19 protein-coding genes are annotated in these 24,757 nt (G+C 74.2%); 8 read left to right on the top strand and 11 right to left on the bottom strand.

Annotated elements, in window-relative coordinates; all coding sequences use genetic code 11:
- Window positions 1–14 precede the first annotated feature (14 nt).
- Window positions 15–2,567: a glycoside hydrolase family 127 protein gene (locus BIV23_RS03485; RefSeq protein ID WP_071379218.1), complete on the bottom strand. Its 2,553-nt coding sequence runs from the start codon at window positions 2,565–2,567 to the stop codon at window positions 15–17.
- A gap of 156 nt (window positions 2,568–2,723) precedes the next feature.
- On the opposite strand from BIV23_RS03485, the gene BIV23_RS03480 reads away from it, so the two are divergent.
- Window positions 2,724–3,467, top strand: coding sequence for a class I SAM-dependent methyltransferase (locus tag BIV23_RS03480; protein WP_071379217.1), 744 nt, complete (start codon window positions 2,724–2,726; stop codon window positions 3,465–3,467).
- Between the two features lie 75 nt (window positions 3,468–3,542).
- On the opposite strand, the gene BIV23_RS03475 is transcribed toward BIV23_RS03480, so the two are convergent.
- Entirely contained in the window at window positions 3,543–4,709 is a 1,167-nt protein-coding gene (locus BIV23_RS03475; RefSeq protein ID WP_245790342.1) for a PucR family transcriptional regulator, read from the bottom strand.
- A gap of 158 nt (window positions 4,710–4,867) precedes the next feature.
- On the opposite strand from BIV23_RS03475, the gene BIV23_RS03470 reads away from it, so the two are divergent.
- Complete coding sequence (locus tag BIV23_RS03470; protein WP_071379216.1) at window positions 4,868–6,355, top strand: long-chain-fatty-acid--CoA ligase; 1,488 nt, start codon at window positions 4,868–4,870, stop codon at window positions 6,353–6,355.
- 89 nt (window positions 6,356–6,444) lie between these two features.
- Window positions 6,445–6,888 carry a DNA-binding protein gene (locus tag BIV23_RS03465; protein WP_071379215.1) on the top strand — a complete coding sequence of 148 codons (444 nt, stop codon included), beginning with the start codon at window positions 6,445–6,447 and terminating at the stop codon, window positions 6,886–6,888.
- Between the two features lie 39 nt (window positions 6,889–6,927).
- Here the strand turns inward: BIV23_RS03465 and BIV23_RS03460 are convergent, their stop codons facing one another.
- Together BIV23_RS03460 and BIV23_RS03455 are read right to left on the bottom strand one after the other, a co-directional pair.
- A complete protein-coding gene (locus BIV23_RS03460) occupies window positions 6,928–10,083 on the bottom strand; it encodes an amidohydrolase family protein (RefSeq protein WP_071379214.1) in 3,156 nt (1,051 codons plus the stop codon).
- Window positions 10,084–10,250: 167 nt separating this feature from the next.
- On the bottom strand, window positions 10,251–11,597 hold the full coding sequence (locus BIV23_RS03455) for a hypothetical protein (RefSeq protein WP_071379253.1): 1,347 nt from the start codon (window positions 11,595–11,597) through the stop codon (window positions 10,251–10,253).
- Window positions 11,598–11,758: 161 nt separating this feature from the next.
- Here BIV23_RS03455 and BIV23_RS03450 point away from each other — a divergent pair, with 161 nt between their 5' ends.
- Window positions 11,759–12,991: a molybdopterin-dependent oxidoreductase gene (locus BIV23_RS03450; RefSeq protein WP_071379213.1), complete on the top strand. Its 1,233-nt coding sequence runs from the start codon at window positions 11,759–11,761 to the stop codon at window positions 12,989–12,991.
- 343 nt (window positions 12,992–13,334) lie between these two features.
- Here BIV23_RS03450 and BIV23_RS53505 read toward each other — a convergent pair whose 3' ends face one another.
- The 3 genes from BIV23_RS53505 to BIV23_RS03435 form a co-directional block, all read right to left on the bottom strand.
- Window positions 13,335–14,099: a class I SAM-dependent methyltransferase gene (locus BIV23_RS53505; RefSeq protein WP_071379212.1), complete on the bottom strand. Its 765-nt coding sequence runs from the start codon at window positions 14,097–14,099 to the stop codon at window positions 13,335–13,337.
- A 136-nt stretch (window positions 14,100–14,235) separates the two neighbouring features.
- Window positions 14,236–14,853, bottom strand: a complete 618-nt coding sequence (locus BIV23_RS03440) for a TIGR04282 family arsenosugar biosynthesis glycosyltransferase (RefSeq protein ID WP_071379211.1) — start codon at window positions 14,851–14,853, stop codon at window positions 14,236–14,238.
- Window positions 14,850–15,551, bottom strand: a complete 702-nt coding sequence (locus BIV23_RS03435) for a glycosyltransferase family 2 protein (protein WP_071379210.1) — start codon at window positions 15,549–15,551, stop codon at window positions 14,850–14,852. Before BIV23_RS03435 ends, BIV23_RS03440 begins: the two co-directional genes overlap by 4 nt.
- Window positions 15,552–15,655: 104 nt before the next feature.
- On the opposite strand from BIV23_RS03435, the gene BIV23_RS03430 reads away from it, so the two are divergent.
- Together BIV23_RS03430 and BIV23_RS03425 are read left to right on the top strand one after the other, a co-directional pair.
- Window positions 15,656–16,387: a response regulator transcription factor gene (locus BIV23_RS03430; protein WP_071379209.1), complete on the top strand. Its 732-nt coding sequence runs from the start codon at window positions 15,656–15,658 to the stop codon at window positions 16,385–16,387.
- Between the two features lie 2 nt (window positions 16,388–16,389).
- Window positions 16,390–17,502 carry a sensor histidine kinase gene (locus BIV23_RS03425; protein WP_071379208.1) on the top strand — a complete coding sequence of 371 codons (1,113 nt, stop codon included), beginning with the start codon at window positions 16,390–16,392 and terminating at the stop codon, window positions 17,500–17,502.
- Window positions 17,503–17,664: 162 nt separating this feature from the next.
- Here the strand turns inward: BIV23_RS03425 and BIV23_RS03420 are convergent, their stop codons facing one another.
- Both BIV23_RS03420 and BIV23_RS03415 read right to left on the bottom strand, forming a co-directional pair.
- Complete coding sequence (locus BIV23_RS03420; RefSeq protein ID WP_071379207.1) at window positions 17,665–18,666, bottom strand: NAD-dependent epimerase/dehydratase family protein; 1,002 nt, start codon at window positions 18,664–18,666, stop codon at window positions 17,665–17,667.
- A 94-nt stretch (window positions 18,667–18,760) separates the two neighbouring features.
- The gene (locus tag BIV23_RS03415) at window positions 18,761–20,596 is read right to left on the bottom strand and encodes a hypothetical protein (protein WP_071379206.1); all 1,836 of its coding nucleotides are present in this window, start codon (window positions 20,594–20,596) and stop codon (window positions 18,761–18,763) included.
- Between the two features lie 308 nt (window positions 20,597–20,904).
- Here BIV23_RS03415 and BIV23_RS03410 point away from each other — a divergent pair, with 308 nt between their 5' ends.
- Complete coding sequence (locus BIV23_RS03410) at window positions 20,905–21,777, top strand: SGNH/GDSL hydrolase family protein (RefSeq protein WP_071379205.1); 873 nt, start codon at window positions 20,905–20,907, stop codon at window positions 21,775–21,777.
- A gap of 18 nt (window positions 21,778–21,795) precedes the next feature.
- Here the strand turns inward: BIV23_RS03410 and BIV23_RS03405 are convergent, their stop codons facing one another.
- On the bottom strand, window positions 21,796–22,602 hold the full coding sequence (locus BIV23_RS03405) for an SDR family NAD(P)-dependent oxidoreductase (RefSeq protein ID WP_071379204.1): 807 nt from the start codon (window positions 22,600–22,602) through the stop codon (window positions 21,796–21,798).
- Between the two features lie 87 nt (window positions 22,603–22,689).
- On the opposite strand from BIV23_RS03405, the gene BIV23_RS03400 reads away from it, so the two are divergent.
- A complete protein-coding gene (locus tag BIV23_RS03400; protein WP_071379203.1) occupies window positions 22,690–23,541 on the top strand; it encodes a helix-turn-helix transcriptional regulator in 852 nt (283 codons plus the stop codon).
- Between the two features lie 28 nt (window positions 23,542–23,569).
- Here BIV23_RS03400 and BIV23_RS03395 read toward each other — a convergent pair whose 3' ends face one another.
- Entirely contained in the window at window positions 23,570–24,406 is an 837-nt protein-coding gene (locus BIV23_RS03395; protein ID WP_245790339.1) for an NADase-type glycan-binding domain-containing protein, read from the bottom strand.
- Between the last annotated feature and the right edge of the window lie 351 nt (window positions 24,407–24,757).

Genomic DNA, 24,757 nt, shown 5'->3' with positions numbered 1-24,757 from the left:
CCGTCGGCGAGGGTCTACGCGTCGGCCAGGGCCGCGACCTCCGCCGCGGTCAGCGTCCGTCCGTAGACCCGGAAGTCGTCGACCGCCGCCTTCAGGTACGGGTCCGGGTACTGCGACCTGCCGATGTACGCGGCCCGGATGTGGTTGCCGAAGTCGCGGGGCTCGACGGCGACCGCCGTGTTCCGGCCCACCTCACGGCCGTCGGTGTAGAGCACGGCCGTGCCGGATCCGTAGGTGACGGCCACATGCACCCAGCGGTCCGTGGGCAGTGGGCCGGCGTCGATGCGCTGCTCGGCGCCGCCGCCGCTCGTGGTGATCGCGTAGCGCAGGGTGCCCGCGTCGCTCAGCGGGGTGAGGAACATGTTGGCGCTGACCCCGGTGCCGAAGTCGAAGATGCGGCTCCACGCGGCGGGCTGCCCGGCGAGGTTCACCCAGGTGGCCACCGAGTAGGCGGAGGCGCCCGCCAACAGGTCGTCGGCGACGGCGACATGGCCGTCCGTGCCGTCGAGCGCGACGGCACCGGCGAGATGCCCCTGGGCCCACGCGGCGCCGCCGGTCAAGGTGGCCGTCTTCCCGTTGCCCGTGGCGTCGGCGGCGCTGGTGCCGGAGGTCTCGTCGAAGCGGTACCAGGCGGCGAAACCAGGGGGCGGGGACGGGGGCCGGCCGGTCAGCCAGTAGACGTTGTAGTACTGGTGGTGCACGCGGGCGATGGGCAGCAGGGTCACGGTCTCCTGGTCGGCCGTCGCGGTGAACCGCAGCGGGTCGGCCGATGTCCGCCGGACCGTGCCCGTGTCCAGCCGGGGCATCGAGCGGCTCTGCGTGGTGCCGTACGCCCCGGCGAGCACCACCGGACCGTGCAGCACGGCCTGGACGTCCGGGTCGTCCGGGGTGGCTTCGAGGGTCGTGCGCATCGGCAGGGCGACCTCGACCCGGTCCCCGGTCTTCCACGCGCGGTCGAGGCTCAGCCAACTGCCCGCGCCCACAGGGGGTTTGACGGCGCGGCCGTTCAGCTTGACGCTCGCGCCGGAGGCCCAGGACGGGATGCGCACCAGCAGCTCGTGCTGCGCGCTCCCGGCGGTGACCGTGAGCACGGTCGAGGCGGTGTCGGGCAGCCGGGTGGTCTGCCGCCAGGTGATGCCCTGCTCCTGCCAGCGCACCTCGGACGGGATGAACAGGTTGACCAGCAGCCGCCGTTCGTCGTGCGTGTAGATCGTGTCCGCGAACTTCGACTGTGTCTCCATGCCGGTGCCGTGGTCGCAGGAGAAGTTGTCGTAGTCGGTGGAGTACGCGTTCGTGTCCGTGCCCATGAAGGACGGCTGCCGCTTGAAGGAGCCGGGGCCGAGGCCGGTGTAGTAGATGTTGAAACCGTGCGCCGAGTCCGGATCCTGCTCGCCGAGCATCTGGTTGAACAGGGTGCGCTCGTAGTGGTCGAGCAGGTCGGTGCGGTCAGGGGCGTCGAAGTGCAGCAGCCGGGTCAGCTTGAGCATGTTGTAGCTGTTGCAGTTCTCGCAGGTGCCGTTGGACAACTGGGCGGCGACGGCGTCGGGTTCGTGGAAGGCCTCGCCGTTGCTGTTGCCGCCGATGACGTACGAGTGATGGGCGGTGACGATCTGCCAGAAGTTCTGCGCGATGGTGCGGTAGCGGTCGGTCAGACCCTCCTGCCACAGCCGCATCGCGCCGACCATCTTCGGGATCTGGGTGTTGGCGTGCAGCCCGGCCAGCCGGTCCTCCCCGGCGGCCAACGGGTCGAAGACCCGGGCGTGGGTGAAACGCTGGGCGACGTCCAGCCAGACCGCGTCACCGGTGATCGCGTGCAGATCGGCGAGGACGTCGTTCATCCCGCCGAACTCGGTCTCCAGCACCTGCTGCATCTGGGCGTAACCCAACTTCCCCGTACGGGCATTGACCCACTCGCCGAGCTGGAGCACCACATCGCGGGCCTGGGTGTTCCCGGCCAGCCGATACTGGTCGACCAGCCCCGCCATGATCTTGTGGATCGTGTAGTACGGCGCCCAGACGCCGGTCCCGGCCTCCAGCCGGTCGAAGAAGCTCTCCGGGAACGCCGACAGGTATCCCTTGCCGTAACCGGCCGACGGTGACGCGGCCTGGCAGGCGGCCAGGGCGGTGACGAGACCGCGGCCCTTGTCGCGCAGCGCGGTGTCGCCGGTGTTGGCGTAGGTGAGCGCGAGACCGGAGAGCAGATGCCCGGTGGAGTGCCCGCGCAGCTCCACGCCCGGTGCCTCCCAGCCGCCGCAGGGCTGGGCACCGGAGGGCAGGCCGACGTTCAGCCGGAAGGTGTGCAGCAGCCGGTCGATGTCGACGAAGCGCAGATAGGCGGTGTTGCGGCGCTGGTTGTCCTGGAACGGTCCGGCCAACAGCGTCACCGCGGTCAGCGGGAACGGCCGCACCTGGGTGGCCTGTCGGCGCCGGGCTTCGGTCCGGTGCGGCGCTGGCTGGGCGGCGCCGGCGTCGGTCACCGTCAGGGCCGCCGTGGTCGCGCCGGCCGCCGTGAGGAAGGACCGTCTGCCGAGGGGTGGGGTCACGAATCCTCCGCATGTCGATGGCATGAGTGATGCGTTCGATATTTCGAAAGCTGTGCGACATGCTGTGCGGGGATCTACCGTAGAGGACTGGCTCCCGGTGTCAATGGCGCGCGAGAGACAGGTGCGCCAGGGTCGATATCGAGTCGACAACTCATATACCGGGGGCCACAGTTGGGTGTCATGGAGCAGCGGAACCTCTGGGGCGCGGCCACCGCCCGACGCTACGACACTCCCGGTACCGGCATGTTCGCGCCGGAGGTGCTGGAGCCCACCGTGGCGCGCCTCGCCGAGCTGGCGGACGGCGGAGCGGCACTGGAGTTCGCGATCGGGACCGGCCGGGTCGCCGTCCCGCTCGCCCGGCGCGGCGTGCCCGTCACCGGCATCGAACTGTCCGAACCGATGGTGGAGCAGTTGCGTACCAAGGCCGACGAGGCGGCGATCCCCGTGGTCATCGGCGACATGGCGACGACGCTGGCCCCGGGGACGTACCGCCTCGTCTACCTCGTCTACAACACCATCTCCAACCTGCTGACCCAGGCCGAGCAGGTCGAGTGCTTCCGCAACGCCGCGCGCCATCTCGGTCCCGGCGGCCGGTTCGTGATCGAGCTGGGGGTGCCCGAGCTGCGCACGCTGCCGCCGGGCACCGCCGCCACCGTCTGGCACCGCGAACCCGGATACCTCGGCCTGGACACCTACGACGTGCTCGACCAGCGTGTGGTGTCCCACCACTTCCACTTCGACGACACCGAACGGGCCGAGCTCCACCGCAGCCCGCACCGCTACATCTGGCCCGCCGAACTCGACCTCATGGCCCAACTGGCCGGATTCGAGCGGGAGTTCCGGCATGCGGACTGGACGGGGACTCCGTTCACGGCCGAGTCCCGCTCTCATGTGTCGGTGTACCGGATCCCTGCGGAGCGCTGACCGGGCGGCGTGTCCCCGGGGCCCGCGCGGTGTACGGGCAGCCGGCCCGACGACCCCGGCCGAGGTCCGCGGCGCTCAGGACGGCAGCAGGCGCAGGGCGTACAGTGCGGCGCCCAGGTCGGCCAGTGCGGCCGGATCCGAGAGGGAGCGGCCCGTCAACTCCTCGATGCGGCGCAGCCGGTAGCGCACCGTGTTGGGGTGGACGAAGAGGCGCTCCGCGGCCTCCGCCGCCGCGCCGCCCGCGGTGAACCAGTGGCCCAGGGTGCGCAGGAGCCGGGCCCGCTCGACCTCGGGGAGCCGCAGCACCGGTCCCAGGGCGACCTCGACCAGCCGGCTCGCCTCCGCCGGGGCCGCGGCGACCAGCATGGCCAGCGGGCTGTCGTCGAAGCGCGTGACCCCCGGCCCCTCCCCGGGCAGCCCGGCCAGGGCCAGCCGGGCGAAGCGCAGCGCCTGCGGGGCCTCGCGCAGCGAGTCGAAGCGGGGGCTGACCCCGACCCGGGCGCGCCGCCGGCGCAGCGCCCGCAGACTCACCGTCTCCGCGTCCCGGTGCACGAGCGAGACCAGCCCGATCTGCTGGTCCGGCAACAGCCGCCAGACCGACGACACCCCGGACCGGCGCAACGCCGCCTCGATGCCGGGCAGCGGCTCCTGACCGGGATCCGGCACGGCGGCGGCCACGACCGCGTACGGGCCCCGCTCCGGCAGGCCGAGCTGCCGGGCCGCCTCCCACGGGGTCGTACGGTCCGCGAGCGCGCCCGTGAACAGGGCCTCGGCCAGCGCCGAGCGCCGCGCCTCGCGTTGCAGAGCCAGCTCCGCGCTGGCCTCCCGGTAGGCGGCCGCGACCGCCTCCGCGTACCGGCCGAACAAGGCCCAGATCTCCGACGAACCGGCGACCAGCTCGGCGTCCGTGACCTCCGGATGCCGGCGCGCCTCGTCGACCATCTCCGACCAGAGCAGCTCGAAACCGACCCGGTAGGCGTGCAGGGTGTCCGCGAGGGGCACCCCCTGCTCCGCGCGCAGCCGCCCGGTCTGCCGCGCGGCCGCCACGTCCGGTTCGGCACCGAAGGCGAACCGGCCGAGCAGCAGATCGGCGTTGTCCGCGCAGGACACGCGCAGCGACTCGAACGGGATGAGCGCGTCGTCCGCGTACGACTCGACGTCCGCCCGGATCCGCTCCGTCATCCGCACGCCCAGCTCCGCAAGCCGCCCGCGCAACGCCGCGCCCACATTCTCCAGCCCCATACCCGCAGCGTACGGCGGTCTGTTTGGTCCTGCGAACAACTGCGGGAGGTGCGGACTGTGCGTGCGGCCATGGACGGCCGACGCCCCCCGGGTGATCATGCCGTGAGCGTCGGCGGCGGGACCCGTGGGCGCCGGAAGCAGGGGTGCGAGGAGGCATCATGGCCAATCTGGCGGACTTTCTGGTGGACACGGCACGGCGCCTGCCCGACCGACCGGCGCTTCGCCTGGGAACGACCACCACCACCTACGCCGAGCTGGACCGGCTGAGCGCCCGGGCCGCCGCCCTGCTGCGCACCGAGGGTCTGCGCACCGGCGACCGGGTCGCGCTGATGCTCCCGAACGTGCCCGAGTTCGTGATCCTGTACTACGCCGTCCTGCGCGCCGGCGGCATCGTCGTACCGATGAACCCGCTGCTCAAGGAGCGCGAGACCGCCTACCACCTGCGGGACTCCGGCGCCGTGCTGCTCTTCGAGTGGCATGCGGCGCCGGGCGAGGGCGGCGCGGGCGCGGCCGCCGCCGGGGTACGGCACCTGGCGGTCGAGCCCGCCGCGTTCGCCGCCGAACTGGCGCGCCTGGAGCCGCAGTACGACGTCACGCCCGCCGCCGGCGACGACATCGCCGTCCTGCTCTACACCTCCGGCACCACCGGACGTCCCAAGGGCGCCGCGCTCACCCACGCCGGACTGCGCCACAACACCGAGGTCAATGTCACCGAGGTCCAGCGGCTGACCTCCGAGGACGTGATCGTCGGCTGTCTGCCGCTGTTCCACATCTTCGGGCAGACCTGCACGATGAACGTCGCCGTCTGCAGCGGCGCCGCGCTCACCCTGGTGCCGCGCTTCGAGCCGGGAGCGGTCCTCGACGCCATCGCCCGCGACCGGGCCACCGTCTTCGAGGGTGTGCCCACCATGTACGCCGCCCTCCTCCAGCACCCCGCGGACGCCGATGTGTCCAGCCTGCGCATGTGCGTCTCGGGCGGCGCCTCCCTGCCGGTGGAGGTGCTGCACGGCTTCGAGCGGCGCTTCGGCTGCATGGTGCTGGAGGGCTTCGGCATGTCCGAGACCAGCCCGGTCGTCTCGTTCAACCACCCCGACCGGCCGCGCAAGCCCGGATCCGTCGGTACGCCGATCCGCGACGTCGAGGTCCGGCTGCTGGACGCGAGCGGAGAGGACGTCGCACCGGGCGAGGTCGGCGAACTGGCCGTGCGCGGGCCGAACGTGATGAAGGAGTATTGGAACCGCCCCGAGGACACGGCCGCCACCGTTCCCGACGGCTGGCTGCGCACCGGCGACCTGGCCCGGCGGGACGAGGACGGCTATCTCTTCATCGTGGACCGCAAGAAGGACCTGATCATCCGCGGCGGCTACAACGTCTACCCGCGCGAGATCGAGGAGGTCCTGCACGAGCACCCCGCCGTCGCTCTCGCCGCGGTGCTCGGCGTGCCCGACGAGCGGCTCGGCGAGGAGGTGGCGGCCGCGGTGGTGCTGCGCCCGGGCTTCCGGGCGGACACCGAGGAGTTGCGGCAGTTCGTCCGCGACCGGGTCGCCGCCTACAAGTACCCGCGCCGCGTGTGGCTGGCGGACGCCCTGCCGATGGGCCCGAGCGGCAAGATACTCAAGCGCGAGATCGTCGCTCCGGCGTCGTGACTGACGTGCCGGGGAGCCGGCGGGTGGATGAACAAAGCGTTCACAATAATGAGTTGACCCGTTGTCGTGTGGAAGCTGATGCTTGCCCCATGGCATCGACCACAGACCCCGCCGACCCCTTCCTCCCCCCGCACCCGGAGCAGACGCGCGCCCGACGGGTTCCCGCCTCTCTCTTCCGTATCACCGAGCGGCACGCGGCGACGGACGAGCAACGGCGGCGCCAGACACACCCGTTGGTCCTCGCACCGCACGAGGCCGTGCGGCTCGTGGCGTTCCTGCTCAGCGGTGCCGCGCTGCTGGAGGACGGAGAGCCGGAGGTGGACCACGCCGACATCACGGCCGCGCTGAGCCTCGTCCCCACGGTGCGGGCGGAGCTGGACGAACTGGAGGCCGGGCTCCTGGAGATGGCCCGCGGCCGGGGCCTGAGCTGGCCCGAGATCGCCTTCGGACTCGGCCTCGGCACCCCGCAGGCCGCCCGGCAGCGCCACGAACGGCTGGCCAGCCGCACCGCCACCGACGACGCGGACGCCTGAGCGCCGTACCCCGCCCGTGCCGCCCTCGCCGACCGCACCCTATCCGTTCACGCCCGGGTGACAGCACGACCCCTCGCGAAGCCGGTGCGCCACCTCCAGCCAGGACCTGCCCCGGGGCGGCTCGGGCGCCGTCGCGGCACGGTGGGCCGACGTCATCTCGCCCTGGGTGTGCGGGACTCCCTCGCGCACCACGACCGGGATGTCGATGAGCGCGGCGAAGTCGGCGAACGGATCGCCGTCGACGATCGTCAGGTCGGCGATCTTGCCCTCCTCCACCGTCCCGAGGTCGGCGTCGAGGCCGAAGAGGCGGGCCGGTTCGGCGGTCGCGGTGTGCAGGGCCTGGGCCGCCGAGAACCCGTGCGCGCGCAGGGCGCGCAGGCCGAGGTGGAGCGAGAGCCCGACCGGGACCAGGGGCGCGTCGGTGCCCAGGGAGATACGGGCGCCGTGCGACACGAGCCTGCGGTAGTCGGCCATCTCCCGCTCCAGGGCCCGCCGGTCGTGATCCGTCGGCTCGGCGCCCGCCTCCTTGCGCACCGCGGCGACGTCCCACGGCGGCATGAGCGCGGTCACGCGCGGGTCGTCCGCGAGACCGGGGTCGGCCGCGAGCAGGATCCGGGCGTGGAACGGCGTGATGATCATCGCGAAGGAGCCGTCCGCGTACAGCTGTACCAGGTCCTGGTTCACCCGGCCGAGCGGCGTCGTGGCGTGCCCGTAGTCCAGGCGCTGGGTGGCCTGGAGGTGGGTGGTCAGGTCCTGGCCCGCCGAACGGCCGGGCGAGCACAGATGGCTGCCGCTCGGCACACCCAGCGCATGTGCCGTCCCGGCCGCCATGGCCATCGTCTCGCCCGGCGCACGCACATACGTCTTGACGAAGTCGACCTCCAGGGCGGCGGCCCGCCGCAGCGAGCGCCGCACGCCGTCCCGGGTGCGGTGGGCGCGGCCCATGGCGTACGCGGTGCGCGCGCCGTCGAGCAGTTCGGCGCAGGCGAGTTGACGCGGCCCGAGCAGGGCGCCGGACCCTGCCGCCTCGCGCAGCCGGACCGCGTCGTACAGCGGACTGCCGAGACAGAACGTGGTCGTGATGCCGTAGGCGAGCGTGGTCAGGCTCTGGCGGGCGCCGTACGTGGCCGTATACGGGTGGGTGTGGCTGTCCATGAGTCCGGGCACGACGGTCCGGCCGGAGGCGTCGAGGGTGCGGTGCCCGGGGCGGCGGGAGCGATGGGGCTCGATCGCGGTGATCCGCTTGCCGGTGACCAGGATGTCGACGTCGTGGCGCGGCGGCGCTCCGGTGGCGTCCCACAACTGCCCGGCATGGATGCGCAGGGGCTCCGGCCGCGGGCCGCCGCCCGTGGTCAGCCGGAGCGGGAGGGTGCGTGTCCGCGAGGCACCGACGGCGAGGCTGCGCAGCCGGCCCTCGCAGAGGTACAGGATCGTGCCGGAGTCCGCCGACCAGCTGGGGTGGTCGGCCGGTTCGTCGGTGAGCCGCCGGGCGGGTCCGGACGGGGTGCCGTCGGCCGCCACCGGCAGCAGCCACAGCGCCGACTCGGCGACCAGCGCCATCCCGCGGCCGTCGGGCGACCACACCGGCCCGCAGGCCACGCGGTCGGACAACGACTGGTGCTCGGCGGGCAGATGGCGGCGCTCCCGGCCGGTGCGGGTGTCGATCACCCGGATGAGGTTGTAGCCCTCACGGAAACGCTGGTTGAGCCGGTTGCGGTCGCAGAACGCGACGTACCGCCCGTCGGGCGACCAGGTGGGCGCGCCGGGCGGACCGTCGACCGCCAGCGGCTTGGCCAGCGACTGCTCCTCGCCCGTCGCCAGCGTGCGCAGGAGCAGGTTCCCGGTCACGTCCTGGCAGGCCAGCCGGGTGCCGTCCGGCGACAGCGCGGGGTACAGCCGGCCGCCGCCGGTCACGGCCTCGTCGGCGCCGTCGTGCAGGTGGTACCGGCGGACGGCCGTCAGTCCGTCCCGGTCGGTGCAGTACAGGAGGCTGCGTCCGTCCGGCGCCCACGCGGGCATCTGCACCCAGTGGACGTCGGCCTCCTGGACGAGCTTGCGGGGCGTGCCGTCGACCGGCATCAGCCACAGGGCGTTCAGCGCGGCGAACGCCACGCTGCGGCCGTCGGGGGACAGGACCGGCCGGTGCACGCCGAGCACCCGGTCCGGCTCCTCCGGTGCGAGCGGGCGCCGGCGCCCGCGCCGGGAGGGCTCAGGCATCGGCATCCGCGCGGTGAACGGAACCTCCCGCACGGAGGAGCCGGCCAGGGAGCGGATACGGATGCGGCCGTCACCGACGTACAGCAGCTCGTCCTCGCTCAGCCAGCACAGCGGCGCGGCGGCCAGGTCCTCGCCGGCCGTGACGACCTCGCCGTCCACCATCAGGGCCGCCGTGTCGGCCGAATCCCCGGCGGTGGACGGCCCGTTGAGGTGCACACAGGCGATCCGGCCGGCCGGTGAGACGGACGGACACAGCAATCGACCCCCGGTCACCGTGCGCACCACCTGGGTCTCGCCTCCTGCGGCGGGGACACGGACCAGCGACAGACCGCCGTCATTGCCGCCGCCTGTGACATGGGCGGCGCGCACGCACACGAGCGAGTGCCCGTCCGGCGACCAGGCCGGATCGTAGTCCTCGAAGTCCCCGCCGCTGAGCCGCCGGGGCTGTCCGCCGGCCGCGTCCACCACCCACAGTCCGTAGGCGCCGCCCGCCGTCGCGTCGCCGCCGCGCTCGGAGGAGAAGGCCAGCCGGGTGCCGTCCGGCGACCAGGCCGCCCCGCGGTCGTCCCACGGTCCGTCGGTCAGCTGCCGCAGCCCGCCGCCGTCCGGCCGCAGCGTCCACAGGTGGAAGCCGCCACCGCGGTAGCCGCACACGGCCAGCGTCCTGCCGTCCGGGGACAGCGCGGGACGCGTCGCCTCCAGCGTCCAGTCCGTCACCTGCTGCGCCGTGCCACCGGCCCGCGGGATCCGCCACAGCACGCCCTGCACCTCCGCGATCAGCTCACCGTCCGGCCCGGCGCCGGTGACCGAACCCCCGGTCAGCTCCGTGAAGGTGACGTGCCGTCCCGCCGGGCCGGTCCGCGCGGCGGTCGCGGCCGGCGGTTCGGCCGCCGTCGCCGTGCGTGCGGACGCGGCGGTGACCAGCCCGGCCGCCGCCGTCCCGAGGAACCCGCGCCGATTGAACCTGCCGACGTCCATCCCCTGTCCTTCCTGCCGTTCTCCGTCATCGCCCAGCCAAGTCGCGCCGGTGCCTCTGACACCAGTGGGCCGTTTCAGCCACGGCGGCCCCGCCCCACGCCCAGCGCAACGCCCGCTCGCGTACGACGGTCACGCGAAGTCACCCCGGTGAATGACCTGACGTGACGTCACCAACCGGTGAACAGAAGGTGGTTGACCAGCAGGGCGAGTCCCGCCTGGGCGGCGAGCCAGGCGCGGGGCCGGGAGAGCAGGGCGCAGGCCGGGAGCAGCCACAGGGCGAAGGGCAGCCAGATGCGCTCCGTCTCCGCCTTGCTCATACCGGACAGGTCGGCGATCAGCAGGGCGAGCAGGGCCGCCGACACGAGGAACGCGAGGCGGATGTGTCCGGGACCGGGCCGCGTGGTGCCGGAGCCGCGGCCGCGGAGCAGCACGGCGGTCGTGCGGCGCAGACCCGCCGCCGTGGCCGGGCCGGTGATGATCGCGGTGCAGGCGAGGTTGGCCCACACCCAGTACCCGTAGGGGCGGGTGCCGCCCACGCCCTGGTAGTAGCGCGTGACGAGCAGGTGGTAGCCCTCCCACCAGTCGAACCCGGCGAGCGCGAACACCGCGGGGAACACGGCCAGTCCGGCGAGCAGGGACAGCAGGAGGGCGGGACGCTGGCGCAGTCGGGCCCGGCCGAGCACCAGCACCGCCGCGCCGATCAGGGCGAACAGCGTGAGGCCGTAGGAGAGGTAGCAGGTCAGTCCGAACAGCAGCCCGGCGGCCGCCGCGCACCACAGGGACCGGCGGGTCAGGGCGAGCGCGAACAGGGCCAGTGTCCAGGCGGCGACGGCGGCGAAGTAGCCGTCCGCCGAGACGCCCTGCCACACCGCCGCCGGGGCCAGCACCAGGAACGGCGCGGCCCGCCGCGCGAGCGTCTCGTCGGTCAGCGCGCGCAGCCCGATCAGCACGGCCGCGCACCCCGTCGCCCCGACCACGATCACGAACATCCCGGCCCAGCCGCCGCCCCGCAGCCCGATCCGGTCCAGCAGGACGAAGGTCAGCGTCGCGGCCGGCGGATGCCCGGCGATGTGCGCGGGCCAGGGGTGGGGCGTGCCGTCGACGATGTGGTGGGTGAAGTCGCGGAGCGTCGCCGGGATGTCGTGGAAGCGGCCGACGACCCGCAGATACTCGTTGGCCGCGGTCAGCCGGCCGGCGATGCCCCGCTGCCAGCCGTCGATCCACGCGAGGGAGAAGATCCAGGCCAGCGCGGTCGCCCAGGCCGCCGCGAGCAGTCCGCGCCAGGGCAGCCGGGCGGCGAGTGCGGGGCCGTACGCCACCGTGGCCGCCGCCACCGCCAGGGCCGCCGGGGTACCGGGGCCGACATGCGGGTCCCAGTCGGCGAACACCGGCGGCCAGCGCACGAACAGCGTGTGGTGGGTGTCCTGGATGTGCCGCCCGACCAGGACGGCCACCGTCACCAGGAGAACGGCGGCGAGCACGGCGTACAGATCGCGGAGCGCGGACCGGGACACACCGTGGTGGACGGGGCGGGGCTCGGCGGGGAGGAGATCGCGGATCACACCGGAACGCTAGGCCCGGGGAGCCGCGCGTGGCCGCCGGCCAAGCCGGACGTCAGCGTTTCGTCATGGGTGGCGCACCCTTTTCCGGGCGTCCTGCGGCCTACGGTCGGGACATGCGCGACCCATCCCGGCTTCCCACCTCCCCAGGTTTCTGGCGCAGCCCGCTGCGCGGCACCTGGTTCACCTCCGTACTCGGCCTCGTCCTGCTCGTCGGCATCACCGTGCTGTTCGTGACCGGCCTGGTGTCGTACGCCGCCTACAACCCGGACCTGTCCCCGGTGAACGACATGACGCCGGACAAGGGCGTCCTGGGCTTCTACCTCTTCGCCTGGCCGTCCGGCCCGGTGTGGCTGTACCGCTTCACCCAGGGCCTGCACGTCACCCTCGGCGTCACCCTGGTCCCGGTGCTGCTGGCCAAGCTCTGGTCGGTGGTGCCGAAGCTGTTCACCCTGCCCCCGGCCCGTTCCGTCACCCACGCGCTGGAGCGGATCTCGCTGCTGTTGCTGGTCGGCGGCGGGCTGTTCGAGTTCACGACCGGCGTGCTCAATGTCCAGCTGGACTACGTCTTCCCCGGCTCCTTCTACCCGCTGCACTTCTACGGCGCCTGGGTCTTCTTCGCCGCCTTCCTGGCCCACGCCGCGCTGAAGACCCCGACCGCGCTGCGTGCCGTACGGCACCGGGTGCGCGACGAGAGCGAGCTGGCCGCCCCGTGTCCGGACGCGCCCACCGTGTCCCGGCGCGGCGCGCTCGGGCTGGTCGGCGGCGGCTCGCTGCTGCTGTTCCTGACCACGGTCGGCCAGAGCCTCGGCGGCCCCTTCCGGCGCACGGCCCTGCTCGCGCCGCACGGCACGGCGGATCCCGGCGGCGGCCCGAACGGCTTCCAGATCAACAAGACCGCCGCCTACGCCGGTGTCACCGCGGCCGACACCCACGAGGACAACTGGCGTCTCGTCGTCACCGGCCGCACCGGAACCGTCCGCCTCAGCCGCGCCCGGCTCCTCCAACTCCCTTTGCACAGTGCGTCGTTGCCCATCGCCTGTGTGGAGGGCTGGTCCACCGCCGACCAGTGGTGGCACGGGGTGCGGCTGCGCGATCTCGCCGCGCTCGTCGGGTACGACGGCGATCCGCCGGACGTGCTCGTGGAGTCCCTGCAGAGCCACGGCGCCTTCCGCCGCGCGGCCCTGCGCGCCAACCAGGTGGCCGACGGCCGCTCCCTGCTCGCCCTGTACGTCAACGGCGAGGAACTGTCCCCCGACCACGGCCACCCGGCGCGGATCATCGTGCCCGCGGCCCCCGGTGTGCTCAACACCAAGTGGGTGGCCCGGCTGACCTTCGGAGACCTGTGATGCCCCGCCTGCCGCTGCCGCGCACCGTGCTGCCGCGCCGCCTTCCGCTCGGCAGCCCCTTCCCACTCCTGCTGCTCGCCTGCTCGTTCGCGCTGGCCGCCTACGCCGGTGTCCGGCTGTTCGCCGACGACTGGTTCGGGGTGGCGCTGTGGATCGTCGGCTCGGCCCTGCTGCACGACCTCGTCCTGGTGCCGCTCTACGGGCTGGCGGACCGCGTGGTCGTGCGCGGGCTCGGCGCGGCCGGACAGCGCGGTCGGACCCCGTACGTACGGGTCCCGGCCGCGCTGTCCCTGCTGCTTCTGCTCGTGTGGTTCCCGCTGATCAGCGGGATGACCGCCCAGCGTTACCAGCTGGCCACCGGGCTCTCCCCCGACGGCTTCCTCACCCGCTGGCTGCTGATCACGGCCGCCCTGTTCGGCGGCTCGGCGCTGCTCCTGGCGTTCCGTGTGCGCAGGGCCGCGAAGCAGCGGCCGCCCGCCTCCCACTGAGCCACGGGCCGCCAGCTGCTGCGGCGCGCGTGCCGCAGCAGGGCGGGGGTGCCGAGGCGCGCCCAGGGAAAGGCGTCGGCGCCGCCCGGAGCCGAGGTGGTCGTACCGACGACCTCGACCCGGGCGCGCTCGTCGACGTCGGCCGGCACGGTCTCGGCGATCAGCAGACCGCCCGGACGCAGCAGTTCGGCCACCCGCTCCAGCAGGGCGGCCGGGTCGCCGCCGATGCCGAGGTTTCCGTCCATGAGCAGGACGGTGCCCCAGCGGCCCGCACCGGGCAGCGGCTCGAAGACCGAGCGGCGCAGCACGGGCCCGCCGAGCCGTTCCGCGTGCTCGACGGCGGCCTCGCTGACGTCGACGCCGAGGACGGTACGGCCCCGGGCGGCGAGTTCCGCGACCAGCCGGCCCGGCCCGCAGCCGACGTCCAGGACGGCGCCCTCGCAGCGGTCGAGCACCGCCAGGTCGACGCGATCGGCCCGGGCGCACCAGCGCTCCACCTCCAGCGGCAGCAGCCAGCCGTCGGTGCGGCGCAGGAACAGCGGGCCCCGGCCGGAGCGCAGCGCGGCGGCGTACGGATCGGCGACGGCCCAGGCGGCCCGGGCGGCGTGTGTGCCGTTCATCGTGGGCCTTCCGGGGCGTGGTGGGTGAGGTGCCTTGCGGGTGGGTCGTGCGGGGCGGGCGCGGTGACAGCGGGGGCAGCGACGGTGGCCGAGGTGTCCGGGACTCTCCTGGCGGCCGGGGCGGCGTGCGTGCCGCTCATCGCGAGCCGACCGGGGTGCAGCGGGCCAGCCGCGCCGCGAACCGGCCGTGCGGGGCCAGCGCGGCGACGGCACGGGCGTCGGCGGCGGTGTCGACGTCCCGCAGCCGGGGCAGGTCGCGCACCCGCAGCCCGGCCGCCAGCAGCCGCTCCCGCTGGACCGCCCCGGTCTTCGGAGTCGACATCGGCACGCCCCGCAGCAGCGCGGGATCGGGCGCCGCGAGCCCGAGGGCCCAGAAGCCGCCGTCCTGCGCCGGGCCGAACCAGGCGTCGCAGCCCGTGAAGTCCACGGTGAGCAGCTCCGGTGTGACCTGCGGGGTGTCCATGCCGATGAGCAGCGCCGGGCCCGCGCAGTGCGCGAAGGCGTCCGCCAGCCGCTCGTCCAGCCCGCCCGCGCACTGCGGCAGCACCTCGAAGCCGGACGGCAGCCAGTCGCCGGGCGTGCCGTCCAGGACCAGGATCCGCCGCGTCGCCGGGGCGGCGGCCACGGCGTGCAGGGTGTCGGCGAGCGCCGCCTCCGCGAGCCGTGCCGCCTCCTGTGGCGTGAACGGCGGGGTGAGCCGGGTCTTGACCCGCCCCGGCAGCGGTTCCTTGGCGATGACGAGGAGCGTGGTCATCGGACGGCCTCCCGGTCCGCCGGGGCCTCGGCCAGCACCCGGCTCATGTCCCGCACCGCCTGCCAGGTGCCGCGCCAGGTGCCCGTCACCTTGGACTCGCCGGTGCGCGGCCGGTAGGGCACGTCGTGCTCGGTGATGCGCCAGCCGGCGTCGGCGGCGCGGACGACCATCTGGAGCGGGTAGCCGCTGCGCCGGTCCGTGAGGTCCAGCGCGAGCAGCGCTTCGCGGCGGGCGGCGCGCAGCGGGCCCAGGTCGTGCAGGCGCAGCCCGGTGCGCCGGCGCAGCATCCGGGCCAGCGCGAGGTTGCCCGCCCGGGCGTGGGCGGGCCAGGCGCCCCGGCCCTGCGGCCGGCGCCGGCCGAGGACCAGGTCGGCCGCCCCGCCCCGGATCTCCCGTACGAAGGGTTCGAGGAGGGCGGGATCGAGCGAGGCGTCGCAGTCGCAGAAGCACACGATGTCGCCGGTGGCCGCGGCCAGCCCGGTGTGGCAGGCGGCGCCGAAGCCGCGCCGCGGCTCGTGCACCACCGTGGCGCCGAGAGCGCGGGCGAGGTCGGGGGAGCCGTCGGTGGAACCGTTGTCGACGACGAGAGCGCGCCAGCCGGCCGGGATCCGGCCGAGCACCCAGGGCAGGGCCTCGGCCTCGTCCAGGCAGGGCAGCACCACGTCGACGTCCGTGGAAGGGGTCGTCACGGGTTTCACCCTACGAACGTCAATCAGGCATTTCGGACTTCGGGACCTTACGAAACGCGGACGCCGGCACCGCTGCCCCGACGGCGGCGACCTGCGGGTGGGAGGCTGGGGACATGCAATCGCCGTACCCGCCCCACGGGGCCGAAGCCGCCGGTGAGGCGGCCCGGGTCCTCGTCGTCGACGACGATCCGACCGTCGCCGAGGTCGTCACCGGATACCTGCACCGCGCCGGCTACGTGGTCGACCGCGCCGACGACGGCCCCACCGCCCTGACACGTGCCGCCGCCCACCGGCCCGACCTCGTGGTGCTCGACCTCATGCTGCCCGGCATGGACGGCCTGGAGGTGTGCCGGCGGATGCGGCAGGACGGCCCCGTGCCGGTCATCATGCTCACCGCCCGCGGCGACGAGGACGACCGCATCCTCGGCCTGGAGGTCGGCGCCGACGACTACGTCACCAAGCCCTTCAGCCCCCGTGAGCTGGTCCTGCGCGTGGAGTCGGTCCTGCGCCGCAGCCGCCCCGCCGCCACGGGACACCGGCTGGCCGCGGCCGGACTCAGCGTCGACCCGCATGCCCGCCGGGCCACCAAGAACGGCACCGAACTCGCCCTGACCCTACGGGAGTTCGACCTGCTGGCCTTCTTCCTGCGGCACCCGGGCCGGGCCTACAGCCGCGAGGACCTCATGCGGGAGGTCTGGGGCTGGGACTTCGGCGACCTGTCGACGGTCACGGTCCATGTGCGCCGGCTGCGCGGCAAGGTGGAGGACGACCCGGCCCGCCCCCGGCTGATCCAGACGGTCTGGGGCGTCGGCTACCGCTTCGAGCCGGCCGGGGCGGTGGTCTGACCATGCGCGACACCCTCCTCATCGCCCTCTACGCCTTCGCCGGCGCCGCCGCCGCGGGGGTCGCGGGAGCGGCCGTGCTGCGCCTGATCCGGCGGCGCTCGCTGACCGCCTCCGTCGCCGTGGTCGCCGCGGTCGGCGTCGGCGCCATGCTGGCCGGCACGCTCGCCGTCGCCTGGGCGATGTTCCTCTCCTCGCACGACCTGACCGTGGTCACCACCGTCGTCGCGATGGCGGCCGTGGTCTCCCTCGCCACCGCGCTGCTCCTGGGCCGCTGGGTCGTCGCCCGCAGCCGCGAACTCGCCGACGCCGCCCGCTCGTTCGGCGACGCCGGCGCCTTCGCCGCCCCGCACGGCCCGGCCACCGCCGAACTGGACGCCCTCGGCCGCGAACTGGCCGCCACCAGCGCACGGCTCGCCGAATCCCGTGAGCGGGAGCGGGCGTTGGAGAAGTCACGGCGCGAGCTGGTGGCGTGGATCTCCCACGACCTGCGCACCCCGCTGGCCGGACTGCGCGCCATGTCGGAGGCGCTGGAGGACGGCGTGGCCGCGGACCCCGACCGGTACCTCAAGCAGATCCGCACCGAGGTGGAACGCCTCAACGAGATGGTCGGCGACCTCTTCGAGCTCTCCCGCATCCACGCGGGCACCCTCCCGCTGCACCCCTCCCGGATCTCCCTGTACGACCTCGTCGGCGACGCGCTGGCGGGAGCCGATCCGCTCGCCCGGGAACACGGCGTACGGCTGGTGGGCGACGGGGTCGCGCCCGTACCCGTCGAGGTCGACGCCAAGGAGATGACCCGCGTCCTCGGCAACCTCCTGATCAACGCCATCCGCCGCACCCCGCCGGACGGCACGGTGGCGATCGCCGCCGAACGTACGCAGGACGGTGTGGTGCTGTCCGTCTCGGACGGCTGCGGAGGCATCCCCGAGGAGGACCTGCCCCGCGTCTTCGACACCGGCTGGCGCGGCACCGACGCGCGCACGCCCCCGGCGGGCGCGGGGCTCGGCCTCGCCATCGTCCGCGGCATCGTGGAGGCCCACCAGGGCCGGGCGAGTGTCCACAACATCCCCGGCGGCTGCCGTTTCGAAGTGACTCTGCCCCTTCCAACGCCGTGAGCCGCCGCGATCGTTCCCGAATCCGCTGTGACTCTTCCCCTGCCGGCCAGGTCTGTTCCGAGCACCGCCGAGCGCCGCGTACTCCCTCGTCGACCAACTGACGGGGGAATCCATGGCAGTCGGGCACGGGCCCGGTTCACCCGGCACGGCCGCCGGGCGCGGTCAGCCCTCGCGCAGTTCCGCCCGCGCGAACTCGCGCATCCCCGCCGCGAACCCGACCTGCGGCTTCCACCCCAGTTCCGCGCGCAGCCGGGAGGAGTCCGCGGTGATGTGCCGCACGTCGCCCAGCCGGTACTCCCCGGTGACCACGGGCTCCGGCCCGCCGTGGGCGTCGGCCAGCGCGCGGGCCATCTCGCCGACGGTGTGCGGCTCACCGCTGCCGGTGTTGTACGCGGTGAGGACGCCCGGGGCCGCCTCCGCCTCCAGGGCGGCCAGGTTCGCCTCCGCCACATCCCGGACATGGACGAAGTCCCGCCGCTGACGCCCGTCCTCGAACACCCGGGGGGCCTGCCCGCGGGCCAGCGCCGAGCGGAAGAAGGAGGCGACCCCGGCGTACGGGGTGTCCCGCGGCATCCGGGGGCCGTACACGTTGTGGTACCGCAGGGACACCGCCGAGCCGCCCGTACCGCGGGCCCACGCGGCGGCCAGGTGCTCCTGCGCCAGCTTGGTCGCCGCGTACACGTTCCGGGGATCGGCCGGGGCGTCCTCACCGACCAGTTCCGGGGTCAACTCCGCACCGCAGCACGGGCACGCGGGCTCGAACCGGCCCGCGTCGAGGTCGGCGACGCTGCGGGGACCCGGCCGTACGACGCCGTGCCGCGGACACGCGTAACGGCCCTCCCCGTACACCACCATGGAGCCGGCCAGCACGAGGCGCCGGACGCCCGCCTCCGCCATGGCCGCGACCAGCACGGCGGTGCCGAGATCGTTGCGCGAGACGTACTCCGCCGCGTCGGCGACACCGTTGCCGAGCCCGACCATCGCCGCCTGGTGACAGACGGCGTCCACCCCCGTCAGCGCGCGGGCGACCGCCGCCGGATTGCGCACATCGGCGCCGGGATCCTCCCGGACGTCGTACACGACCGGTTCGTGCCCGCCCGCACGCAGTGCCTCGACGACATGGGACCCGATGAACCCGGCACCGCCGGTGACCAGTACACGCATACGGCCACGCTAGCCGCGCCCCGGCCCGGGACCCGGGGACGCGGCCCGTGCGTCACGACTCCGTAAGAGGTGGACGGCACGACGCCCAGCGCGGTCAGGTGCGCCTGCCGCGCTCCCGGCGCTCCCGTTTCCGCCGCGACGTCCGTTCCGCTCTGTCGTCCGCCCGCCCGGCCTGCTGGTACATGCGGGCAAGGACGGCCTGGGTACGCGGCAGCGACGTGAGCCGGGCCTGTTCCAGCAGGGTGTACAGGTCGCGGGTGCCGAGGGTGGCGAAGGCGGGGTCGACGTCCGGATCCGGTGTGCGCAGGCCCTCGGCGATCCACGGGTCCACCCGCTCGGGGCGCGCGAGCACCCTGGCGCCGCGCAGGGCGTGGTAGCCGTGCGCCAACGGGGAGCGCGCGACGTACCGGCGCAGGTTCTCGCCCGCCTCGGGAAAGTCCTCGCAGGCGCGGCACAGCAGGCCCGCCAGATGCTCGGACCGGCGCGCGTCCAGCCCCGGCTGAAGCCGGTCGAACAGCTCCGGGTCGGCGCGCAGGCGCGTGGTCAGGAACCAGTGGGCGAAGGATTCCGGTCCGATCCAGGGCTCCGCCATGCGTGCGGCGTCCGGTGTGCCGCCGTGCAGGGCGAGGGCCCAGCTCACCCAGGCGAAGGCCGTGCCCCGGGCCCGCTCCCGCTCCAGCCCGGCGAACGCGGGGAGCCGTTCGATGACGTGTGCGGCGGCGACGTACTCCCGATGGCCGGTCAACAGCAGGGTCAGCATGACGAGTTCGGGCAGGTCGGGCCGCTCGGACAGCCGGGGGAGCGCGGGGACGCCGGGGGAGGAGAAGGAAGCGGCGTGGTGCCGCCAGCGCCGGAGCTCGTGCGCGAAGAGGACCTCGGCGACGTCCTCGAAGCGTCGGGCGGCGCCGGGCGCGGGCTCGCCGGCCAGCGCGGTGACGAGGGCCGCGGCGTGCAGGTCCAGGGGCGTCCGGCCGGGCCCGGCGGGAGCGAGGTCCGCCCGGCCGACGGCGGGAGCCCGGCCGAGAGCGGCCGTGAAGGCGGCGACGGCCTCCGCGTGGCGCTCGGCCAGGGTGGCGCGGTCGAGCGCGGGCGGCGCCAGGTCCAGTACGGGTGCCTCGTCGATCAGACGGCGGGCCTCGGGGCTGTCGCGATGGGCGAGTTCCTCGGAGACCGCCGTGCGGAAGCGCTCCGCGTGCCGCACGACGAACAGCAGCCGCACCGGCGGCGCGTCGTGCGCACGGCTCGGCAACGCCCGGAGCAGCGGGACCACGTCCGTGCGCACCCGGGAATGCAGATGGCTGTCCGTGTCGGAGCGGATGTCCGCCTCGTCCACGACGACCAGCGCGGGCCTGCCCCGGCCGCGCAGCGCCGGGAACAGCGCCGGACCGGTGCCGCGCAGCAGCCGCCCGGCGGTCCACCCCTCGCCGAGTGTCCGGGCCAGCTCCAGCGCCAGCCGCGAGGTGCCGACCCCGCGGTCACCGGCGAGCAGCAGCACCGGGTGCGGGTCCGCCTCGCCCGCGCACCAGCGCCGCAGCCGGGCCAGCTCGTCCTCGCGATCACGGAAGGGCACGGGGCTGCGCAACGGCGACAGCAGCCGGAGCGCACCGGGCTCCGAACCCGGCTCCACGGCCGCGCGGTTCGGGTTCTCCAGCATCTTCCGGTACGCGAGGAAGCGCTCGGCCCGCCGGATGTGCGCCTCGATCAGGTGGTCGATCACGTATCCGGCGAGCCCCACGACGATCAGCGTGCCGAGCTGCCACCACGGCACGTGCCATAGCCGGGCCACCCGCACGATGATCCCGGCGAAGCCGGCGCACACCAGGGCCGGGCCGCCCCATCCGGCCACGTCCGCCGCGACCCGCAGCCCTCGGCCCGGCCCCGGATCGTCCCATCCGCCCCGCCCCGCACCCCGGCGGCCCACCGCATCCATGGCACCCTCCCCGTCCGCGCCCGAGACTCCATGATCACGCGGCAAGTCCCGTCCGGCAACGCCCCGTTGATCAGCGGCGCCGGAGGAGGGCGCGTTTCCGTGACCGTTTCAAGAATCTCCGTCAACAGCGTTGACTCCCGGGTGCGGCGCCCTCACATTACTTTTCAGTAGTACCTAGCGGTAACCCCCACGTTTCACGGCACTCCCCATGCTCTGAGCCGCCACTTTCTCGCGCACCAGCACCCGTGCGGGCCTGCTCGTGCCCGCCGGGCTCCGTGTCCCCCACCCGAGAAGAGGGAGCACCTGCCATGCCCACCCCTGCCCTGCGCCGCGCCGTCGCCGCGGCCTCCGCACTCGCCGGAACCCTGGCCCTCGGTCTCGCCGCCACGCCCGCCCAGGCCGCCACACCCCTGAACTACGCGGCCCTCGGCGACAGTTACAGCGCCGCCTCCGGCGTCCTGCCCGTCGACCTCAGCAACCTGCTGTGCCTGCGCTCCACGGCCAACTACCCCCACGTCCTCGCCGCCCGCACCGGCGCCCGGCTGACGGACGTCACCTGCGGAGCCGCCCAGACCAAGGACTTCACCGGGTCGCAGTACCCCGGGGTCGCCCCGCAGGCCGACGCCGTCACCCCGGACACCGGCCTGGTGACGCTGACCATCGGCGGCAACGACAACGGCACCTTCATCAACGCCGTCCTGGACTGCGGCACCGCGGGGGTCCTCAGCGGCGGCAAGGGCAGCCCCTGCAAGGACAAGTACGGCACGTCCTTCGACGACTCCATCGACGCCAACACCTACCCCGCGCTGAAGAGCGCGCTGGGCGTCGTACGGGCCAAGGCGCCGCACGCCCGCGTGGCGGTGCTCGGCTACCCGTGGATCACACCCGCCACCGCCGACCCGTCCTGCTTCGCCCAGCTTCCCCTCGCCGAGGGCGACGTGCCGTACATCCACGCCCTCCAGGCCCACCTCAACGCCGTCGTGGAGCGCGCCGCCGAGGAGAGCGGGGCCACGTACGTCGACCTCTCCCAGGCCTCCGCGGGGCACGACGCCTGCCGGCCGATCGGCACCCGGTGGATCGAGCCGCTGCTCTTCGGGACCAACATCGTGCCCGTCCACCCCAACGCGCTCGGCGAACAGCACATGGCCGAGCAGACCATGAGCGTCCTCGGCCTGGACTGACGGCAACGCCCGGGGAGTTCAGGCCCCCGCGCCGCCGTCGACCTTCAGCACCGCGCCGCTCACGTAGGAGGCACGGTCGCTCAGCAGCCACGCGGCGGCCTCGGCGATCTCCCCGGGGTCGGCCGCGCGGCCCAGCGGGGTGCGGGCCCTGAGCCGGTCCCGGAGACCGGGGGACCGTTCCTCCCAGGCCCGGATCATCTCCGTCAGCGTGCCGCCCGGCGCGACGGCGTTGACCCGGATCCCCTCCGGGCCGTACGTCACGGCGGCCGACTCGGTCAGGCTGTTGACCGCCCGCTTCATCGCGGCGTACGCGGGCAGTTCGGGATTGGCCCGATGGCTGCCGACCGACGAGTTGTTGACGATGGCGCCGGTCCCCGCCGTCGCACGGATCGCGGCGACCTCGGCGACCATCGCCAGCCAGACACCCTTGAGGTTCACCGTGCAGACATGGTCGAAGTCGGCCTCCGGCAGCCCGTCCATGGGGCCGGGCGGCTGGATCGTCGCACCGTTGTTGAAGGCGACGTCGAGCCGGCCGTACACCTCGACCGTACGGGCCACCGCCGCCCGCACGCTCCGCGCGTCGGCCAGGTCGCACACCACGTGGTCCGCGGTGCCGCCCGCCGCCCGGACCTCCTCGGCCACGGCCTTCAGCTGCTCCTCCGTACGGGCCGCCAGCATCACCCGGGCCCCCTCCCGGGCGAAGAGCCGGGCCGCCGCGGCGCCGATCCCGCGCCCGGCACCGGTGACGAAGGCGACCTTGCGGGCCAGGAGGCCGGCAGTCGCAGTGGTCGGGACAGGGGTGTCGGTGTGTGTGTTGTTCTCCATGGCGCCGAGCCTGCGCCCGGGCACGGGGCTCATCCAGGCACCGGGAGTACCTGGACCGGCCGCGCGGCACCCGCGCACACTGGAGAGGTGGACAGAGCGGAACTGGCGGCCTTCCTGCGCAGCCGGCGCGAGCGGATCGGCCCCGCCGACGTGGGCCTGCCCGCCGGGCCGCGCCGCCGCACACCGGGGCTGCGGCGCGAGGAGGTGGCGCAGCTGGCGTACATCTCGACCGAGTACTACACCCGGCTGGAACAGGCCCGCGGCCCGCGCCCGTCGAGCGAGGTGCTGAGCGGGCTGGCCCGGGCCCTGCGCCTGACCGACGCCGAACGCGACCACCTCCACCTCCTCGCCGGCGCCCCGCCGGGCCGGTCGCCCGGACCCTCCCGCGAGGTGCCGCGAAGCATCCTCGACCTGGTGCACCGGCTGCCGCACTCCGCCGCCTTCGTCACCTCCGCCCTGCTGGAGGTGCTCGCCTGGAACGACCTGGCGGCCGCCCTCATGGAGGACTTCTCGGCCCTGCCCCGGCGCGAGCGCAACCTGGCCCGCCGCGCCTTCCTCGGCCCGCGCCCCGAGGGGCGACGGCTGTACGGCGTCTCCGACGCGGACGCCTTCGCCCGGCACGCGGCCCGGCGCCTGCGCACCGCCGCCGCCCGCTACCCGGACGACCCCGAGGTGGCCGGGCTGATCCGCGAACTCCTCGACGGCAGCGAGGAGTTCGCCGTGCTCTGGGCGTCCCACGACGTGGCGCCGACACCCACCCTGCGCAAGACGTTCCGGCACCCGGTCGTCGGGCCGGTCACCGTCAACTGCGACGCGCTCGACCTCACCGACCGGGACCAGCAGGTCGTGATCTACACCGCCGTCCCGGGCTCGTCCGCCGAGGCGGCGCTCCGGCTGCTGTCGGTCATCGGCACCCAGCGCATGGACGCGCCCCGCTGAACCCGACGGCCCCGGACGGCGGCACGGATCAGCTCCGCTGGAAGAACTCGACCTCGGCGAGGGCGACATGACGGTTTCCGGTGAGCCCCGTGACCGAGCCCAGTGTCAGCCGCACCTTCACGACGTCGTCGATCCCGGTCGTGACGGTCGTGTCGCCGGCCTTGTCGGCGAGGTCGATCTCCTTGTGGTGCACCGAGCCGTCCGCCGACGTGACCTCCATGTCCATCCGGAGCGCCCGCGCCTCGCGGTCGTACTCCTCGGGCTCCTTCGACGCACCGTTGGTGATGATGAGGTCCACCATCCGGAACGGTCTGCCGAAGGTGTACGTGATCGAGGCGCCCGCTCCGGGCGCCGCCCAATAGCGGTTGCTGAGCCCGTCCGTGGTGCTCTTCGCCGGATGGCCGGGCTCCGCGGCGCTCGCGTGCACGGCCACGGGGCTGACGGCCTTGACACCGCTGAGCTTGTCCAGGGTGTCCTCGAACAGGGCGCGCCCGGCGGGCAGCAGGAAGAGACCGCCCACGCACAGCGCCAGGACCACGGCCAGGATCACCAGGAACCGGATCCACCGCCCGGAGCCCGCCCGCACCCGGCGCCGCAGCGGCCAGATCGTCCGCCACCAGGGCAGCGGAGCCCGCTGCGCCGCCGGATCCAGCGGACTGGCGCAGCGGCGGCAGAACCGGCGGCCGGGCGGATTGGGCGTGCCGCACACCGGGCACGGCACCCCGGACACCTCCTCCTGCGCCGCCACGGGCCGCACGACCGGCCGCGGCGCGACCGGCTTCGCGGGCGCCACGGGCCCGACGGCCTCGGCCTCGGCCTCGGCCTCGGCCTCGGGCTCGGGTGCGGGAGTGGGCTCTGGGCGCACCGGCGGAACGTCGGGAACAGGCGTCGCAGGCGGGGCGGACGCTACGGGTGCGGACGGTGGGGCATCGGCTGCCGTGCCTGCCGCCTCACCTGCCCCGCCGTCGGGCGTACGGGGCGTACGGCCTTCGGCCTCCCGAGCCGGGCGCTCCGCGTCACCGGTTCCGGCGTCGGCGGCCGAACTCCCACCCGTGCGAGGCGGGTTGACCACCTCTGGCGAGGCGCCCTCGGGCGACGCACCGCCCGGGCGCTCCGCTTCCCGCCGGGTCCGGCCCGTCAGCCTGGACCGCAGGGACGACAACGGGCGGGCCGACGACGTGGAAGGCTCCCCGTCGGCTGAAGCCGCGGCGGCCGG

This window comes from Streptomyces monashensis (assembly GCF_001866665.1).
GTDB lineage: Bacteria > Actinomycetota > Actinomycetes > Streptomycetales > Streptomycetaceae > Streptomyces > Streptomyces monashensis.
The sequence above is the reverse complement of the archived record's forward strand: the minus strand, read 5'-3'. Positions and strand labels throughout refer to the sequence as shown.

Excerpts from the sequence above, each read along its gene's own strand:
- BIV23_RS03420 (WP_071379207.1), bottom strand. The coding sequence starts at position 18,666 with ATGCGTGTACTGGTCACCGGCGGTGCCGGGTTCATCGGGTCCCATGTC.
- BIV23_RS03450 (WP_071379213.1), top strand. The coding sequence starts at position 11,759 with ATGCGCGACCCATCCCGGCTTCCCACCTCCCCAGGTTTCTGGCGCAGC.
- BIV23_RS03485 (WP_071379218.1), bottom strand. The coding sequence starts at position 2,567 with ATGCCATCGACATGCGGAGGATTCGTGACCCCACCCCTCGGCAGACGG.
- BIV23_RS03430 (WP_071379209.1), top strand. The coding sequence starts at position 15,656 with ATGCAATCGCCGTACCCGCCCCACGGGGCCGAAGCCGCCGGTGAGGCG.
- BIV23_RS03475 (WP_245790342.1), bottom strand. The coding sequence starts at position 4,709 with ATGGGGCTGGAGAATGTGGGCGCGGCGTTGCGCGGGCGGCTTGCGGAG.
- BIV23_RS53505 (WP_071379212.1), bottom strand. The coding sequence starts at position 14,099 with ATGAACGGCACACACGCCGCCCGGGCCGCCTGGGCCGTCGCCGATCCG.
- BIV23_RS03440 (WP_071379211.1), bottom strand. The coding sequence starts at position 14,853 with ATGACCACGCTCCTCGTCATCGCCAAGGAACCGCTGCCGGGGCGGGTC.
- BIV23_RS03405 (WP_071379204.1), bottom strand. The coding sequence starts at position 22,602 with ATGGAGAACAACACACACACCGACACCCCTGTCCCGACCACTGCGACT.
- BIV23_RS03460 (WP_071379214.1), bottom strand. The coding sequence starts at position 10,083 with ATGGACGTCGGCAGGTTCAATCGGCGCGGGTTCCTCGGGACGGCGGCG.
- BIV23_RS03480 (WP_071379217.1), top strand. The coding sequence starts at position 2,724 with ATGGAGCAGCGGAACCTCTGGGGCGCGGCCACCGCCCGACGCTACGAC.
- BIV23_RS03425 (WP_071379208.1), top strand. The coding sequence starts at position 16,390 with ATGCGCGACACCCTCCTCATCGCCCTCTACGCCTTCGCCGGCGCCGCC.
- BIV23_RS03410 (WP_071379205.1), top strand. The coding sequence starts at position 20,905 with ATGCCCACCCCTGCCCTGCGCCGCGCCGTCGCCGCGGCCTCCGCACTC.
- BIV23_RS03415 (WP_071379206.1), bottom strand. The coding sequence starts at position 20,596 with ATGGATGCGGTGGGCCGCCGGGGTGCGGGGCGGGGCGGATGGGACGAT.
- BIV23_RS03470 (WP_071379216.1), top strand. The coding sequence starts at position 4,868 with ATGGCCAATCTGGCGGACTTTCTGGTGGACACGGCACGGCGCCTGCCC.
- BIV23_RS03465 (WP_071379215.1), top strand. The coding sequence starts at position 6,445 with ATGGCATCGACCACAGACCCCGCCGACCCCTTCCTCCCCCCGCACCCG.